The organism is Gottfriedia endophytica, from assembly GCF_017814275.1.
Lineage (GTDB): Bacteria > Bacillota > Bacilli > Bacillales > Bacillaceae_G > Gottfriedia > Gottfriedia endophytica.
The window spans coordinates 31,353-47,906 of sequence record NZ_JAGIYQ010000008.1 but is presented as its reverse complement, the minus strand read 5'-3'; the positions used below and the strand labels follow the sequence as shown (position 1 = coordinate 47,906).

General features: G+C 32.7%; 18 protein-coding genes and 1 other annotated feature. Of the genes, 13 read left to right on the top strand and 5 right to left on the bottom strand.

Translation table 11 applies throughout. The features are described 5' to 3' along the window. Positions 1–72: 72 nt before the first annotated feature. The 7 genes from J5Y03_RS12705 to J5Y03_RS12675 all read left to right on the top strand — a co-directional run bounded on the left by J5Y03_RS12705 (position 73) and on the right by J5Y03_RS12675 (position 4,796). Entirely contained in the window at positions 73–501 is a 429-nt protein-coding gene (locus tag J5Y03_RS12705) for an EamA family transporter (RefSeq protein WP_209406230.1), read from the top strand. A 138-nt stretch (positions 502–639) separates the two neighbouring features. After that, a complete protein-coding gene (locus tag J5Y03_RS12700) occupies positions 640–858 on the top strand; it encodes a hypothetical protein (protein WP_209406228.1) in 219 nt (72 codons plus the stop codon). A gap of 199 nt (positions 859–1,057) precedes the next feature. Continuing rightward, entirely contained in the window at positions 1,058–1,681 is a 624-nt protein-coding gene (locus J5Y03_RS12695; protein ID WP_209406226.1) for a DUF2238 domain-containing protein, read from the top strand. A 121-nt stretch (positions 1,682–1,802) separates the two neighbouring features. Further along, positions 1,803–2,246: a GNAT family N-acetyltransferase gene (locus J5Y03_RS12690; protein WP_209406224.1), complete on the top strand. Its 444-nt coding sequence runs from the start codon at positions 1,803–1,805 to the stop codon at positions 2,244–2,246. A 282-nt stretch (positions 2,247–2,528) separates the two neighbouring features. Next, positions 2,529–3,101, top strand: coding sequence for an RNA polymerase sigma factor (locus J5Y03_RS12685; RefSeq protein WP_209406222.1), 573 nt, complete (start codon positions 2,529–2,531; stop codon positions 3,099–3,101). After that, positions 3,098–4,420, top strand: a complete 1,323-nt coding sequence (locus tag J5Y03_RS12680) for a hypothetical protein (protein ID WP_209406220.1) — start codon at positions 3,098–3,100, stop codon at positions 4,418–4,420. The genes J5Y03_RS12685 and J5Y03_RS12680 overlap by 4 nt, the downstream gene beginning before the upstream one ends. 121 nt (positions 4,421–4,541) lie before the next feature. Further along, on the top strand, positions 4,542–4,796 hold the full coding sequence (locus J5Y03_RS12675; RefSeq protein ID WP_209406218.1) for a hypothetical protein: 255 nt from the start codon (positions 4,542–4,544) through the stop codon (positions 4,794–4,796). A gap of 85 nt (positions 4,797–4,881) precedes the next feature. On the opposite strand, the gene J5Y03_RS12670 is transcribed toward J5Y03_RS12675, so the two are convergent. Continuing rightward, positions 4,882–6,144 (bottom strand): hypothetical protein, encoded by a 1,263-nt coding sequence (locus tag J5Y03_RS12670; protein ID WP_209406216.1) that lies wholly within the window; start codon positions 6,142–6,144, stop codon positions 4,882–4,884. Positions 6,145–6,695: 551 nt separating this feature from the next. Further along, positions 6,696–6,957, top strand: a binding site (T-box leader). 172 nt (positions 6,958–7,129) lie between these two features. Here J5Y03_RS12670 and J5Y03_RS12665 point away from each other — a divergent pair. Genes J5Y03_RS12665 through J5Y03_RS12655 form a run of 3 tightly spaced genes read left to right on the top strand, consistent with a single transcriptional unit; the run spans position 7,130 to position 9,231 of the window. Beyond that, entirely contained in the window at positions 7,130–7,906 is a 777-nt protein-coding gene (locus J5Y03_RS12665; RefSeq protein WP_209406214.1) for an amino acid ABC transporter substrate-binding protein, read from the top strand. 14 nt (positions 7,907–7,920) lie between these two features. Then, positions 7,921–8,562, top strand: coding sequence for an amino acid ABC transporter permease (locus J5Y03_RS12660; RefSeq protein ID WP_209406211.1), 642 nt, complete (start codon positions 7,921–7,923; stop codon positions 8,560–8,562). Positions 8,563–8,574: 12 nt separating this feature from the next. After that, complete coding sequence (locus J5Y03_RS12655; RefSeq protein WP_209406209.1) at positions 8,575–9,231, top strand: amino acid ABC transporter ATP-binding protein; 657 nt, start codon at positions 8,575–8,577, stop codon at positions 9,229–9,231. 43 nt (positions 9,232–9,274) lie between these two features. Here J5Y03_RS12655 and J5Y03_RS12650 read toward each other — a convergent pair whose 3' ends face one another. Together J5Y03_RS12650 and J5Y03_RS12645 are read right to left on the bottom strand one after the other, a co-directional pair. After that, positions 9,275–11,356, bottom strand: a complete 2,082-nt coding sequence (locus J5Y03_RS12650; protein WP_209406207.1) for a methyl-accepting chemotaxis protein — start codon at positions 11,354–11,356, stop codon at positions 9,275–9,277. A gap of 493 nt (positions 11,357–11,849) precedes the next feature. Further along, a complete protein-coding gene (locus J5Y03_RS12645) occupies positions 11,850–13,319 on the bottom strand; it encodes a protein adenylyltransferase SelO (protein WP_209406419.1) in 1,470 nt (489 codons plus the stop codon). A 258-nt stretch (positions 13,320–13,577) separates the two neighbouring features. Between J5Y03_RS12645 and J5Y03_RS12640 the strand changes: the two genes are divergently transcribed. Continuing rightward, positions 13,578–14,189 (top strand): hypothetical protein, encoded by a 612-nt coding sequence (locus tag J5Y03_RS12640; protein WP_209406205.1) that lies wholly within the window; start codon positions 13,578–13,580, stop codon positions 14,187–14,189. 130 nt (positions 14,190–14,319) lie between these two features. Here the strand turns inward: J5Y03_RS12640 and J5Y03_RS12635 are convergent, their stop codons facing one another. Beyond that, positions 14,320–14,661, bottom strand: coding sequence for a rhodanese-like domain-containing protein (locus J5Y03_RS12635; protein ID WP_209406203.1), 342 nt, complete (start codon positions 14,659–14,661; stop codon positions 14,320–14,322). 176 nt (positions 14,662–14,837) lie between these two features. Here J5Y03_RS12635 and J5Y03_RS12630 point away from each other — a divergent pair, with 176 nt between their 5' ends. Further along, complete coding sequence (locus tag J5Y03_RS12630; RefSeq protein ID WP_209406201.1) at positions 14,838–15,266, top strand: SRPBCC family protein; 429 nt, start codon at positions 14,838–14,840, stop codon at positions 15,264–15,266. A gap of 35 nt (positions 15,267–15,301) precedes the next feature. Beyond that, on the top strand, positions 15,302–15,769 hold the full coding sequence (locus tag J5Y03_RS12625; RefSeq protein ID WP_209406199.1) for a DinB family protein: 468 nt from the start codon (positions 15,302–15,304) through the stop codon (positions 15,767–15,769). A gap of 251 nt (positions 15,770–16,020) precedes the next feature. Here the strand turns inward: J5Y03_RS12625 and J5Y03_RS12620 are convergent, their stop codons facing one another. After that, positions 16,021–16,539 (bottom strand): class I SAM-dependent methyltransferase, encoded by a 519-nt coding sequence (locus J5Y03_RS12620; RefSeq protein ID WP_209406197.1) that lies wholly within the window; start codon positions 16,537–16,539, stop codon positions 16,021–16,023. Between the last annotated feature and the right edge of the window lie 15 nt (positions 16,540–16,554).

Here is a 16,554-nt window from a genome sequence, read left to right as displayed (position 1 = left end):
TCTATATGTAATTTGATAACAAAACATCTTACAATTTAGTTAGTAAATATAAAGGTTAATTGGAGGTTTCTTATGAGCTCATGGCTGATATTTGCATTATTATCCGCAATAAGTGCGGCATTCGTATCGATTTTTGGAAAAATTGGATTAAATGGAATTGACTCAAACGTCGCTACCACTATTCGGTCAATCATTATGGCACTGTTTATGATTGGAGTAATTACGGTACAAGGAAAACTTGGGCATATCGGAGAGGTTTTAGTTAATCGAAAAGCAGTGTTATTTATATCATTAAGTGGAATTGCAGGAGCATGTTCTTGGCTGTTTTATTTTATCGCACTAAAGACAGGAAAAGTTTCTCAAGTTGCACCTGTTGATAAACTAAGTGTTGTAATCGCCATTCTTCTTGCACTCGTTATTCTACATGAAAAAATTAATTTGCAAGCTGGAATAGGTGTTGGACTCATTACAGCTGGTGTACTATGTATAGCATTTAATTGAACTTCAATTATTTACAAGAATTCTTTCATAAATTCAATCAATTTGGTCATAAATTTTCCCTTTTAAAATAAGGTGTTTATTAACAGATTCTGAATCTTATCTGTTCATCAACTAATTTTAAAAGGGAGAGAATGAAATATGGTTGTTGTTCACTATCTTGAAAAGAATGTTGAATTGCTAAATCAATTGCATAACAGTGCTCCTGCAGTTGGGGACCCAGTAACTATTAAAGGGAGAAAAGGAAAGGTCTTAAGTGTCAAAGAAATTAACGACAAACACGTTCATGTCCAAGTAGAATTAGAAGTAGTCAAAAAAACTCAGTTAACTGCAATCGAACAAAAAAAGAAAAAAAGATAAGTTTTACGTTGAAAGGGCTTGGATGAAAAATCTAGGCTCTTTCTATATTTTGTTGTTTAAAAAAAGATTTTGTTAAAGCAGTATGAGCACAGCCAAATTCTAATCTCTTTTTCACATCTAACCGAGTAATTTGAATGAAATTAACTTTTTTTCAAATACTTTAAATAAAGGAATCTTTATTTGGAGTGAATAAAATAAAATGAAATGGAATAGCTCAGTCGTTAATCTATTTTTACTATTAATTGTGATTGCTGTTATAATTTGGTCTTTAATTAAGCCAGCAGGATACCTTATTTGGACATTAGAATCTACTCCTGCATTAATTGTGTTAATTATTTTCATTGCCACATACAATAAATTTCGTTTCACAACTCTTTCCTATATAATCATAGCGTTTCTCCCGATATTAATGTTCATCGGAGGGCATTATACATATGGAGAAGTCCCTCTTTTTAATTGGATAAAAGATCATTTTCATTTACATCGAAATAACTATGATCGATTCGGACATTTTCTTAAAGGATTGTTAGCAATTGTTATTAGAGAAATATTGATCCGGAAAACACCATTAACTAGAGGATCATGGTTAGTTGGTATTACTTTAAGTATTTCACTTTCAATTGCTGCATTGTATGAAATTGGCGAATTTGTTGTTGCAAAACTAGTAAAGGGAACAAAACTTGGGAAAGACTTTTTAGGAACCCAAGGAGATTTTTGGGATTCACAGTGGGACATGTCTCTTGCTTTAATTGGATCAATTTTAGCGTTACTATTCCTTTCTAGATTACATGATCGCTTTTTAAATCAATTAAACAACAACTAATTCTCTATCAAACACCTCCATTTTTAATTTAGCTAATTTAATAAAAGGTTTTTTTATCCTAGTGATTGAAATATATAGAAAACCCTAAAAAGTTAGCTAAATTTAGAGGAGGATTTTTCAGTTGAACATAACATTGAGATCGATTGACAAGGATAATTGGAAAGAAGCTATATCCTTATCAGTAAAAAAAGAACAACAACCATTTATCGCTTCTAATCTCTATTCCATAGCAGAGGGTCAATTTTTAGAAGACTTTTATGCAATGGGAATCTATCTTGAAAACCAAATGGTTGGATTTACAATGTTTGGGATTGATTCTGACGATCACAACTACTGGATTTATCGATTAATGATTGATGAAAAATATCAAGAAAAAGGAATCGGCAAGCAGGCTATTCATTGTGTTATTGAAAAAATAAAGCACATGAACAAAACCAGTATTCCTAATATTATGATTGGTTATAACCCAACAAATATCGCTGCAAAAGTTACTTATGAAAAGGCTGGTTTCATAGAAACTGAACTAGCACCTTGGGGTGAACAATTAGCAAAATTCCCCTTATAACTAAACAGAGCTTTTTGTCGCTTCGAAATTAACTTTTTCCAAGCGATTTTTTTTGTTCTTAAAAAAAGGAATTTCGTTCATCTTCTTAGAAAGAGTGATATTGCACATTAATTACTCTCAGAATGTTACGGAACATTACACTCTGATTTTCGATACGTCCACTTTTCCTTAATAACTTTACTTTTTTCCTAAAAAATTTCAAAAAAACTGAAACTAAATGACGGACTCATACGTCTTATTATAGAAGACATTTCATAATGGTTTGCAAAAGAGGTGTATAGAATGGATCATACACAAGAACTAATCATCCAATGTCGAAGTGGCGATAAACAAGCATTTGGGCAGCTTGTTACTCCTTTTATTCAAAAGGCGTATGCAATTGCCTTTAGTATTTTAAAATCAAAAGAGTCCGCAGAAGATGCAGTTCAAAATTCTTTGCTTGAATCCTATAAAAATATCATGGCTGGAAAGGAATTTCGATCATTTCAAAATTGGTTCTTTTCTTTAGTAACTTCACGTTCTCTTGATATCGTAAGGCGATCTAGCAAAGAAAGAACAAATTCAGAATATGTAGATACAATTGACACAGTAGACCAAACTTCCCTGCCTTTAGAAGTCATCATAGAAAAAGAAGAAAAACTTGGACTACTAGAGAAAATTTTAGCGTTACCGGATATGGATAGAGTGTTGATTATTCTATATTACTACCAGGATCTCAGTATTAGAGAAATCTCTTTATTGGTCAATTTGACAGAAGGAGCTGTAAAAACAAAGTTATTCCGTGCTAGAAATAAATTACATTCGCTTTATAAAAGTAACGTTCTCCCATTTAAGAAAGTTGGTGAAATAAAATGAAATCAACAAAAGATTATATCCATAATTCCTTAAATAAAATTAAAGCACCTAAATCTTTGTATGAATTCGCCAATAATGTCCCTTATATGGTTGAGATAGAAGAAACAAAAAGCTTACGAGAACAATCTCAATCTATGAACTTACCAGAAAAGAAACTGACTTTTCCCAACTTCATCAAAATGGCTTCTTCAGCCGTTGCAGCATTGGCTCTAATTGTTAGTTCTAGTTTACTGTTCCCAATCACAAGCCATAATGGGGTAAAAAAGGAAGCTATAAAAGAAGACAAAAAAGTGCAGATAGAAGCTAGTTCTGAAAAACAAAATCCTACTGTCCGTTCAAATGAAATTTCTGATTCAACTGGATATTCTTTAGCATTACATAATAGTACAAAAGAAAAGAAAACTTCCCCTTCTTACTCTCAACCACAACTTAAACAGGCTGATAAAGATCAAAGTTTTTCAATGATCTTTAGAGATTTCGATGGAACCTTTAATAATTTAAAACGAGATATGAATTTTACAATAAATATTCCAGACCCAATGCTACTTCAATATAATTTAAATGGGCTATTTCAAAATCAAGGAGAACGGTCATTCATTGGCCCAAATGTACATCAATCAATAGTTGCTGAAACTAAATCCTATAAACCAAATAAACAAACTAAATGGGAAAACGGAAATAACATTGTAACAGTTGAAGAGGTCAAAATTAAATCTGGTCATACTGACATCGTTCTCTCGCAAAAAGACGAGTCAGGAAAAGAATCTATTTCCTTACTAAACACAAAAATAGCTTTATTTGATCTTAAGGGAAACATACTAAGCCAAGATTATAAGTACCCTACTCTAAAAGACAATGGAAAATTTATCGTTTCTTTTCCTGAAATCAACAGCTTACCTGACCATTTTATTTTAAGAATGATTAAAACCGAAGATTCCTCTAAAAACATTGGTCAGTCCATAAATCAATATCAATTCAGTAATCATGATTCTTATCCAATTGATGTGTCAGGGACAGAGGACCAAAAAATCACAATTCAATCCATTAAAGAAACGGATAGTTCTGTAAAAGTAACTTTTGAGATCATGGGAAGTCCATCAACACAACACCCGTTTCTTACTATCCAAGACGAAAAAGGGGTTTTTGCATCACTTATTCAAACAAAAAAAACATCCAATAGTGACCAAAAATTAACCATTGAACAAGAATATAAAAAAGAAAACAACTTCTCTGGTGAGATATTTTTACAATTATTGATTGATAAGAACAACATCATAAATGATTTGCTTCAAACTGATGTTTCATTAACGAATAATTAGCACTACACAATTTACTATTCTCCACAGAATAAAGTGAAACTTCCATCAATGGGAGGGTCTTAATGCCCGTTAATGCGGGATAAATAAGTAAGCAAAATAAAATGAAGGGAGAAACAGCCTTATGTATACAATCTTAAATAAGCTAAACTTTAAGAAGCGACAAATCTTAAAAGAGATTGAGAGAATCGATAAAGAAATACAAATCCTACTAACTAAAAAGAAGCAGTTTGTAACCTTTTATAATGAAAATGTCATTTCTAACGAAGATTTAGTAGTATATCAAGAATTAACGGACAACAAAATTAATGATCTTCAAGCAAAGAAAGCACTTCTCAATGAGGTATATACTGGAACAAAAGTAACCCTACCAATCTAAGCAAAAAATATGAAGTCATTTAATCCCTTCAAAAAATAAAAAAGGCAACATACAAAAAATGATTAAGTACATTGCCTTTTACTCTTTATTTTTTCGCTTCTGAAACTTTGTCCTTTTTAATCTTTATATAATTATGATATAGATCCGTTTTATTTAATGTATCAATATATTGAGCGCAATAAATGATATCTTTATAGCTAATATAGTCACCATTTTCAAGCTTAATTAGTTTTTCAGGTGCATCATAATAGATAGTGTCTAAATTTTCTCCATTAAGCTTGTTCCTTACTCCTCCATGATTTGAGGAATAATTTAGATAGACTATTTCAAACTTTATATTTGCACTGTTAAGCATATAATATAAGTCGTTTTCTGATAACATTTTCCAGCGGCCAATAACATCAAATAATTTTTGTAATTTTTCATCTGTAGAATACTCTTCACCAGCTGGTAAGTATTTGTAGCTAATGTGATTTGTATTAATTTTTTGGATAACATATTTTTGATAAGAGTACTGTTCAGTGACGATCTTTGGACCATTAATTGATCGAATATAGTTTGTATGAGGAGTAACTACCTCTTTCTGAATCGTATATGGTACTTGTTCTTTTGAGGGAACTTCGACAGTTACTGGAATCAATTTATATTTAACGACATCTTTTGTACCAATTTTCACCTTTTTTACAACAGGTAAAAGATAATCACTAACAACATAAGCAGTTTTAGCTAAATCTTGTTTTAGCCACACTTGTTTTGTTATATAAAAATACTTTTTACCTTGTTTTACTTTTTTCTTATATGCTTTTTTAATATAATTTGTATAATGAATAAATGCTTTATACCAAAAATCTTTTACTTTTGTTAATAGCGTCCCTTTATTTATGACGACATTGTAAACATTCCCTTTACTATCTCTTGCAGTTAGTTTATTTTTAGTATCTGTAGTTGTGAATGCTTGAGAAGATTGATTGGTAGAATATGTATAAGTAGTTTGATAAACATCTTCCTTTACAATATAAGAGACTTTCTTATATTGCGCCTCTGGAATAGTTTGTTCACTCCTATTCATTTCAGTTATTGGAACTAATTCTCTAGTATTGATCATTTCCTCTTTTACTTTAATATCTTCATAACCAGTAACATCTGTTTCCCCTGAAATTGCATAATCATCTTGATTAAAATAAGTTGTACTTCCTGTAATGGTTTGAGGCTGTTTAGCCATATCCGCTACACTATCCATTGTGTCTCTATCATAATAAGTTTCTTCAGCATGTACAGTTAAACCCAAACTATTAAATAGTAAAAATATAGATACTGTAGAAACTAATAAACTTTTATACAGTTTCATCGTAATTTTCCTTTCAAGCTTTAATGGAAAAAGTTCATATCTTACATTAACTAATCAAATTAAAAGGCAGACTTTTAATTTAGTAGTATGATTATCCATTGTGATCTCTACTAAAATTTGCCAGTATTATTATTTTATTCGACTTAATTTGCATTTTTCCTTCTGTTAAAATCTAAAAATTCAGAAAATTGATTTTAATATGTAAATATTTCTATTTTATTTGCAAATAAGGCTATAAACTACATTGTTTCTAGAGAATTCGCTCCCTTTCCTCAGGAGTGACACTATTTCTCTTTCTTCAAATCATCTAAAAAACAACATTAAAATTTAGCGAAATATTTATTAAAAAATTTTTTCAAATCAATATTTGAGTAGATAAATAGCTCTACAATCTTACTATTAATTCAGGTAAAATACTATTTTAGAAAATAAAATATAATTCAATCAACGTGTTGACTTTTATTTTTCTTTGTTTTATGATTTTGATACAACAAAAAAACAACAACGTTTTTATAATAGATGAATAGAAGAAGTGGTTTCAGCCACTTCCATTAAAAGCTATGATGAGAAATAGTAAAAATATCAAGTTCTTTTCAGAGAGTTCCCGGTTGGTGCGAGGGAATAAGACGATATTTTGAACACATCTCTGAGCTGAACACCGAACCCGTATTGGTAGTAGACTGTTTCCGGAATCCCTGCACCCGTTACCGTGCTAGAGTATACGTAAGATGATTACTGTACTTGAAGAGGTTGGTATCGTGAGGTATCAATAAATAGAGGTGGAACCACGTGAGATATACTCCCGTCCTCTAGCATATTGCTAGAGGCGGGAGTTTTTTGTTGTTAAGAAATTTTTTCCAAAATAACTAACCGGTTAGTTTCAACAATCATTTAATTTCCAACGGCCGTGGAAATTAGAGTTCTAATAGAAAACTTACAAATCAGAGGCGACAAAGTGTCCTACTAAAAAAAAGGAGCAAGAACAATGAAAAGAAAATTTTTTACAGCCATTATTATGTGTATGATTTCAATGTTAGTTATTTCTGGATGTTCTACAAACAAAAAAAATAAAAATGAAGTAGTTGTTGGATTAGACGATACATTCGTCCCAATGGGATTTAAAGATAGCAATGGAAAATTAGTTGGTTTTGATATTGATCTTGCAAATGAAGTTTTTAAACGTGAAGGAATGAAAGTAACATTTCAACCTATTGATTGGTCTATGAAAGAATCAGAATTAAGAGCAGGAAACATCGATGCGATTTGGAATGGGTATTCAATAAATGCCAATAGAAAGAAACAAGTAAATTTTACGAAGCCTTATTTAGCAAACAGACAAGTTATCATTACGCTTGCTAATTCACAGATTAAAACGAAAAGCGATTTAAAAGGTAAAAGTGTTGGAGTTCAAAATGGTTCAAGTTCTCTAGATGCTGTTAACAAAGATAAAAACTTAGTGAACTCATTTTCTGGTGGAAAGCCAGTTTTATATGACAATAACAATGAAGCTTTAATGGACTTAGAATCAAAACGAATTGACGCAGTAGTAGCGGATGAAACATTAGCACGTTACTACATCAACAAAAGAGGCGAATCTAAGTACAAAATTCTTCAAGATAATTTCGGAGAAGAAGAATACGGTGTTGGTGTCAGAAAAGATGATAATCAATTACGCGCAAAAATTGATAAAGAAATCGATGCAATGAAAAAAGATGGAACGTACGACAAAATTTATAAAAAATGGTTTGGAACACTAAAATAAGAGGAGCGCTATAAATGGACTATTTAATTTCTTTAATCGGATCTATGTTAGATGGGTTAAAGATAACGCTAGAAGTATTCTTCATTACATTAGCGTTATCTCTCCCTTTAGGGATTATGGTTGCTCTTGGTAGACTATCAAAATTGAAACCTTTAAGAGTAATCATTGAATCTTATATTCTTGTAATGAGAGGAACACCACTGCTTTTACAATTAATTTTTGTTTTCTTTGGATTACCTTTGATCGGAATTGTATTTGACCGATTTACAACTGTTATCATCGCATTCACTTTTAATTATGCGGCATATTTTGGTGAAACATTCAGAGCAGGTATCCAGTCTATTGATAAAGGTCAATATGAGGGTGCAGAAGTATTAGGTCTCACACCCGCTCAAACATTTAAACGAATCATTCTTCCACAAATGATCAAACGAATTTTACCACCAGTGGCAAATGAAGTGATTACACTTATTAAAGATTCAGCTCTTGTTTATGTTGTTGGACTTGATGATATGCTTCGAGTAGCACAAATTGCTTCAAATTCAGATGCAACACTCATCCCACTTGTTGTAGTAGGTGTATTCTATCTAATATTAACAGCCATTTTAACAAATGTATTTAAACGCATTGAAAAACGTTATTCCTATTATCAGTAAGGCGGTGTGAACATGCTAAAAGTAAACTCATTAACTAAACGTTTCGGAAAACAACAAGTACTGGGTAACGTTTCATTTGAAGTAAATAAAGGTGAAATTGTAACGTTATTAGGTCAATCTGGTGCGGGAAAAACAACAATCCTTCGCTGCGTAAATGGACTAGAGTCATTTGATAGTGGAACGATTGAAGTTGACGGACAGATCATTACTTCACAAAAAGATCTTCGAAAAGTAAGAAAAGATGTTGGACTAGTATTCCAAAACTATAATTTATTTCCTCATAAAACAGTAATAGAAAATATTACTGAAGCGCCAATTCTTGTACTTGGAATGAATAAAGAAGAAGCAAAAAAGCGAGCTACTGAATTACTAGAGAGTGTTGGTTTAGCAGATAAGGCTGACGCTTATCCTTTTGAATTATCTGGTGGTCAACAACAACGAGTTGCCATTGCGAGAGCCTGTGCCCTTAAGCCAAAAGTTCTTTGTTTTGATGAACCTACAGCAGCACTTGATCCCGAGCTAACTGGTGAAGTTGCTTCAATTATGAAACGACTTGCTGATGGTGGAATGAGCATTCTTGTTATTACACATGATATGGAATTTGCAGACAAAGTTGCGACTCGTACGTTGCTAGTTAAAGACGGAACAGTAATAGATTCTAATCAATAAACAAAAAAGCTCCCATCAAAATTGGTGGGAGCCTCTTCATGTATTAGTCTGTTGTAAATTTTTTTAATTCTACTTCTAAATGACTCATTAGTTCCGTCAGTTTCATCGCATATTGACTTACTTCTTCGGTTGACGAGCTTTGTTCTTCCATCGAAGATAAGATTTCCTCTGTCGACGCTGCAACTTGTTGAGCTGAAGCTGATAGACCATCCATTACGCTTCCAATACTGTCTTTACTTTCATTTAAACGATTAACAAGAATAGTTGACCCAGATACTTCATTTATAATTTCTTCTAATGCACTTGTTAATGCTTTAATCGATTGCCCCACATGATCAACAGCTTCTTTTTGAGTGCGATTGATTGTGTTCGTTTCTGCCATAACAGCTACAGCAGAATTTGTATCTTCAATAATAGAAGAAATAATGTCTTGTATATTTTTTGCAGATTCTCTTGATTGTTCAGCTAATTTTCTCACTTCTCCAGCTACAACTGCAAAACCTCTTCCATGTTCACCAGCTCTAGCCGCTTCAATTGAAGCATTTAAAGAAAGTAAATTTGTTTGGTCTGAAATATTTGCAATCACTTCTGTTACTTGAGAAATACTCGTTGATTTTTTATTTAAATCTTCTACAATCGCAGCCACTTTCTCGATTGTTTCTTCTAACTTTTGGTAAGTAACTTCAAGGTTGTTTACATCTTTTATTCCAGCATCCATGTTGGCAGTTGCATCTTTTAATACATCTTTAATCGTTTCTGTTTGAGTAGCCAATTGTCCAATCACGTTATTTGCAGAATGGACAGCTGTTGCACCCGTCTCTACCTCTTCAGATTGACTCATATTTGCAGATGCAATTTCTTCAATTGATTTTGTAACTTCTACAATGGTTGTGCTGTTATTTTTAGCAATTTCATCTAAACCAGTTGCCGTTTGATTAATTGCTCCAAAATCTTCAACGATTTTTTTAATTAAATCATTCACGTTCGTAATCATTAAATTAAAGTCGTTTGCTAAATCTCCTACTTCATCATTATTAGGAACATCTACAATTGTCGTTAAATCTCCACTAGCCGTCTTTCTGGACACATCACTAAATTTGCGTAAAGTTCTAATGATAATTCTTGAAATAAAGTAAACTAAAATTCCACCAAGTAACAATCCACCTATTAAAGTAAAAATGGATATATATTTAAATCCTGATAATTTTGCAGAAATACTTGCTACAGGTGTTACAGCGATTACTTTCCAATCCGTATTTTTCAATGTTTGCCCATTAACAAAGTATGTATCTCCATTAAAAGTATATTGATTGTTTGTCAGTTTTTGATTTGTATAGAGTGAATCAATCCATCCATATTCTTTTTTCATTTGTTTTTGGCTAGCAAAAAAGTCGTCTACATTCTTTTCTTTCCCACTATTTTGAAGGGAGAGATTCTTTCCTATTTGATCCGGAATAAACGTACTTACAACTACTCCTTTGTTGTCTAAGATCATTAATTTTTCATCTAGCCCGTCTTGTAATTGATTTCGAATGCTACTAATGCCTTCAAGACTAATATCGTAACCAAGCACACCGATTAATTCACCGTCTTTTTTAACTGGCATTACAATTGATGTCATCATCTTATTTGAAATCGCATCTTTATAAACTTCCATCCAATACATTTTATCTTTTTCTTTTGTCTCCTTGAATACTCTCGTATTTAGAGCATTTCCAAAGTCTACCCAAGGATAAATATTCATATAACCTGTTTTGGCACTAATAAAATATGTAGCTGCAATTGAAGGATCATTCTCTTTTATATTTCTCAAGAATCCAGTTATTGCAGGGTTTTTATCATTTCCATCGAATACTGTTTCAATTTCTAACGACAATTCATTAATTGATTTTTCATACTTAGACATGTACATTTCAATATTTTTACTTGAGGTAGCAACAAAGCGTTTATTATCATTTTCATACTTATTCTTTAAAACATTACTAGAATACATATAAAAAACTAATGATGTAATAACGAGTGTTAAAAACACAACCGCTCCAATACCTGCCATTAACTTCGTTCGAATAGAAACTCTCTTTTTCTTTTTAGTACGATTTTTTTTATCAATCATTACTTCCTGCATCTATTTGATCTCCTTTTTACAAGCTGAATTTTCATCCAATTCATTTATCTATTTCTCTTCATCCATATGGTGTTGAATTAGATTTCTAATCTGATGGTGTAAGCATTCTTTCAAAGTTAATCAAACTTGACTAAAGAATTGTTGACTGTCATGTCAGACAATTGATTCCTCAGAAGGCTATGATTCTGTTAAATAATTAGTAAAATTGGTTCACTAACTTATGGATTTCTAATCGACAAATGCGAAATATGTCGTTTTTTTTATCGGCAAAAGATTTTTTTTATTTATACTTCATCATAAAAGATGTACTTTCGAACTATAAATATTTCTATATCTTCATACGAAAGAATTAATGGAAAGATGTCATACCTTTTCATTAATTCTTTTAAAAAAAATGCTGCCTCATGAAACGAGGCAGCATTTTTTTTTAATATACTTATAAGTCAACTCACGTAGATGGACGGAAAAATTCTTCCACACGTTTTTTCTATAATCATGTACCACAAAAAGTTCGATAAGGACCATCTGACGACGGAGGAAGTGCCGAGTATTCATCCTGTTCTGGAATGTAGGCGTATGGATTTGAAAGCACCGTAAGAAGCTTATCCATCACGCAATAGTCTCCTCGTTCCACCGCTGCTTCTAGTGCAGCTTCTACCCTGTAGTTCCTAGGGATTATTGCTGGGTTGCTGCTTTGCATCAACTGGATCGATTTGTCTTTCGATTCCTCTTGTCTCCCTAATCTTCCCTTCCACTGTTCATTCCACTTAGAAAATTCAGGTTTTCCAAATAAGAGCGTATCCTCAGTAGTGTCCAAAGTTAATGCGCGGAAAGTATTAATGTAGTCAGCACCATACTTCTTCATCATATTAAGGAGGTCTTCAATAAGAGCCTCATCCTGTGTTTCTTCATTGAATATTCCAAGTTTTGCTCTCATTCCCGCTATCCAATTACGCTTATATAATTCAATAAAATTCGAAATCTCAGCCTGAGCTAATTCGAGAGCAATTTCTTGATCATCATGTAGTAGTGGTAATAGGGTTTCAGCAAATCTTGCGAGATTCCACCCGGCAATATACGGCTGATTACCATATGCATAACGGCCATGAATATCAATTGAACTAAATACTGTTTCCGGATCATACGTATCCATGAATGCGCAAGGGCCATAATCAATCGTTTCTCCACTAATAGTCATATTATCTGTGTTCATCACCCCGTGGATAAAACCAACTAGCTGCCATTTAGCAATTAGAGTAGCCTGACGCTTGATCACTTCTTTAAGGAAAGAAAGATAACGATTTTCATCAGCTTCAATATGTGGATAGTGGCGATTAATTGTGTAGTCAGCCAAAACCTGAAGATCCATGGCAGTCCCCCATTTTGCAACGTATTGAAATGTTCCAACGCGGATATGGCTGGCAGCCACGCGGGTCAAAACTGCACCAGGCAAAGTAGTTTCGCGAATGATTGACTCACCAGTTATCACTACAGCTAGGCTTCTAGTAGTAGGAATTCCAAGTGCGTACATGGCTTCGCTAATGATGTATTCTCGAAGCATCGGTCCAAGCGCAGCCCGGCCATCTCCCCCTCTAGAGTATGCTGTTCTACCTGACCCCTTGAGCTGAATATCAAACCGTTCACCTATAGGAGTGATCTGTTCACCTAGAAGCAGTGCACGGCCATCCCCTAATCTCGTAAAATGTCCATATTGATGCCCTGCATAGGCTTGTGCAAGAGGAAAAGCACCTTCGGGAATCTTGTTACCAGCAAGCATTGCCACACCATCTTCACCTTGGAGAGTCTCGATATCTAACCCTAAACTCTTTGCTAACTTTTCATTAAAAATAATTAATTTCGGTGAACTGACAAGATTAAGGTTTTGGCTAGAAAAGTATGTTTGTGGTAAACGGGCGTAACTATTATCAAAGTTCCATCCTTGTTCATTTATTTCTTTTGTCATCATATCTCCTTCCCTTCTTTTTATCTTAGTTTATGTACATAAAATACTATTTGTTGATCTAAACACAGGTAGTTCCACATACTGTCTACTTCTACCAATTTATTATACCCTTCTATTCACAGATAACGCCTATTTTAGAGCACTGCTCTTATTAAAAAATTTTCGATTAGTGTATTTTTTCTATTAAGGAAAAGTTAAGAAACTTGTACGATAATCCTACATGTAACACCAATAATTATTTTATAGGAGGAAATTCAAATGAAAATTAGATCAAGTTTAATTGTACCTGTTTTAGCAGCATCAATATTAGCTCCTGCAGCAGGGAGTGCAGCAATGAATCATTCCAATAAAATGAACACAACAGCTACTCATGAAAACTCAGAACATCATCATAAGGGGCAACGTGAGAAGGATCTTATGAATGTTATTAATCAATACGCTACTCCTGATTTAAAAAATCAACTTACACAAGATTTAACAACACATAAAAATTTAGAGAGTCAATTACACAAACACGGTAGTTTCCAAAAAGAAGAGAAACAAGAAAAAACAAATCACAAAGCTGTTTACGAAGCTAATAAACAAGAAATTATGTCTATTAAACAACAAATAAAAGATGGCAAAATAACAAAAGAGGAAGCACATAAAAAATTAGATGCAATCTTTGGAAATCATGAAGGTAGAGACCATGATAAAGACAAAGATAAATTTAAAGGTAAGGAAAATGGCGAACGTGGTATTTTCAAAGAATTGAAAACTGCTATTCAAAAGAAAGACAAATCAGCTATTAATGCTGCATTAGAAAAATTTGATCAACAATTACAAAAATCTAATCAAGAATTACAAAAAGAACTTACTGCAAGCAAATAGGATGAATATTTACATAAAGGCAGCTGATCTCAGCTGTCTTTTGTTATCTCATACAATACATTCTCGTATATAATCGAAGCCCTACTTCCTATAAAAGTAGAGCTTCAATAATGAAAAAAATAGTAATAATCTATTTTGTTTTTAAAAACTCTTTCCATGCAGTAATCCCGCCATCTAAAACAGTAACATCATATTCCCTTTCAGAAAGAATTGTTGCACACTTTGTAGCAGAATTTCCAGTTGTACAAGTTACAATAATTTCATTTTCTTTTGGCAATGAAGTAATTGAATCTTGCTTATTTTCCACTAGATTAAAAATATCATTTTTATTTATATTTAGATTCTCAATAGTTGAATGTTCGATATGATAGTCGCTATATTTTTCCTCTGCTCTTACATCTAATAGAACGACCTTTTCTTGTTTATTCAGTTTCTCATATAATTCTTCAGGTGAAATCTTTTTAAGTGTCATTTTGATTTATCCTCCATTTTAAAGGGACTTAAAGGCAAATGCTTTATTACTATTATTGTACAGGATTCTTATTAAGATTTGGAAAGATTAAATTTTATTGAATCTTTATGTATTAATCTAAATCTACCGAGGACAATAATGTTGAAAAAATCATTTGAAGAATAGAGGAAAATAAGATGATAAACATGCCACATCAAATTTTGATTAACGAAACTCCTGAGACTGTTTTTGAAGCCATTACAACAACAAATGGAATTAAAGGCTGGTGGTCAACAGACGCTAATTTCGAGCCAGAAGTTGGAAGCATTGCAGAGGTTGCTTTTTATAATCGTCGAGCAATTTTCCAATTTCATATTGATCGACTTGAACCAGGAAAATTAGTAGAATGGACTTCTATGCATGATATGCCAGCATGGAAAGGCACCAAAATTCGTTTCGAACTAAGTGTAAATGAAAACGGAGCTACAATTGTTAATTTTAATCATATGGGATTTGAATCGATGGATGGTCCCTATGCTATGATTAATACAACATGGGGAACTCTAATGTACCTCCTGAAACATTATGTAGAAGGCAAAAATCTAGGTGTTTGGCATGAAGCATAAGAAATAATAATGAATATGGATACGGAGGAATAATAATGGACAAAGTCTTTGAACAACTTCAATTTTTTCGTGGATTCACTCTAAACAACTTACAAAAACTAAAGAAAGAGCATGCTGACATACAACCAGCTGGCTTTAATAACACGCTACGTTGGAACTATGGGCATATTTTAACTGCCTATGATGGTTTAATGTTTCAATTATCCGGAAAAGGAAGCAAACTAGATCCAAGGTTTTTTGAATTTTTTGGAGGGGGTACAAAACCGAGTGAGTGGAAGACAGAAGCTCCTTCTTTAGAGGAAATTGCTGAAGAGCTTGAAAAACATGGAAAATTAATTGTTGAGACTTTCCAAAATTCACTTGACGAGAAGTTAGTGCAATCAAAAGAAATTGCTGGACTTAAGCTTGAAACAGTACGTGATGCATTAACATTCTGTTTGTGGCATGAAGGATTACATCAAGGTGTAATTAATGGTTTAACACGCGTTGTTACTACAATCTAATTCCATTCCTAGAATAAATAAATTTTAGGAGAAGTGTTGATATTTTAAATTCTAAACGACTGTTCACTCTTTGGACAGTCGTTTTACTTCTCCTTTTCAAATAGCACTATCATTCTTTTTGTTGAGTAACTAGATAAAGTCTTCTTGGCATTCCGCCTTCTTCAAACTCGTGAATTTCTAGGATTTTATATCACTCTGATAATTCTTCTATCATTTTTTTGTCAAAAAAATGAACGATAAAGCCTCCGACCTCATACCTTTTTTCCCCCTCGATGAATACCTGTTCCATAATGAGGATCGTTAAGATTTCGTACTGAATAAATTTTTAGTCCATTTGGTTTCAACACTCTTTTTACTTCTTGGGCTAAAAATGTAATTTCTTCAGAAGTAAAAGCCATGCAAAACAACATATGCGAATAACACCCTTCAATCATATCATCCTCAAAGGATAGAGGATTTCTTACATCATGTTGAAGTGCTTCTACAGAATTAAATAAACCTAGTTTTTTCGCTTTTTTCTTTATTGCTTCAATGCCACTATGTGTATAGTCTAGCACATATACCTTGAAACCTTTTTGTGCAAAATAGAGCGTGTCTCTTCCTTGCCCACCCCCTAATTCAAGAATGGTTTTTATTCCTTGTTTTTCAAATATTTCAGCTGCTTTAATAGCAGCTTCACTTGGTGATTCACCAAACATTTCTACTCGATTTGAAAAATTCGTTTCCCAATATGGTTGTTGCTCACCTAAGAGACCTTTATTTTCTTCCACTTCCATATCTCCTTC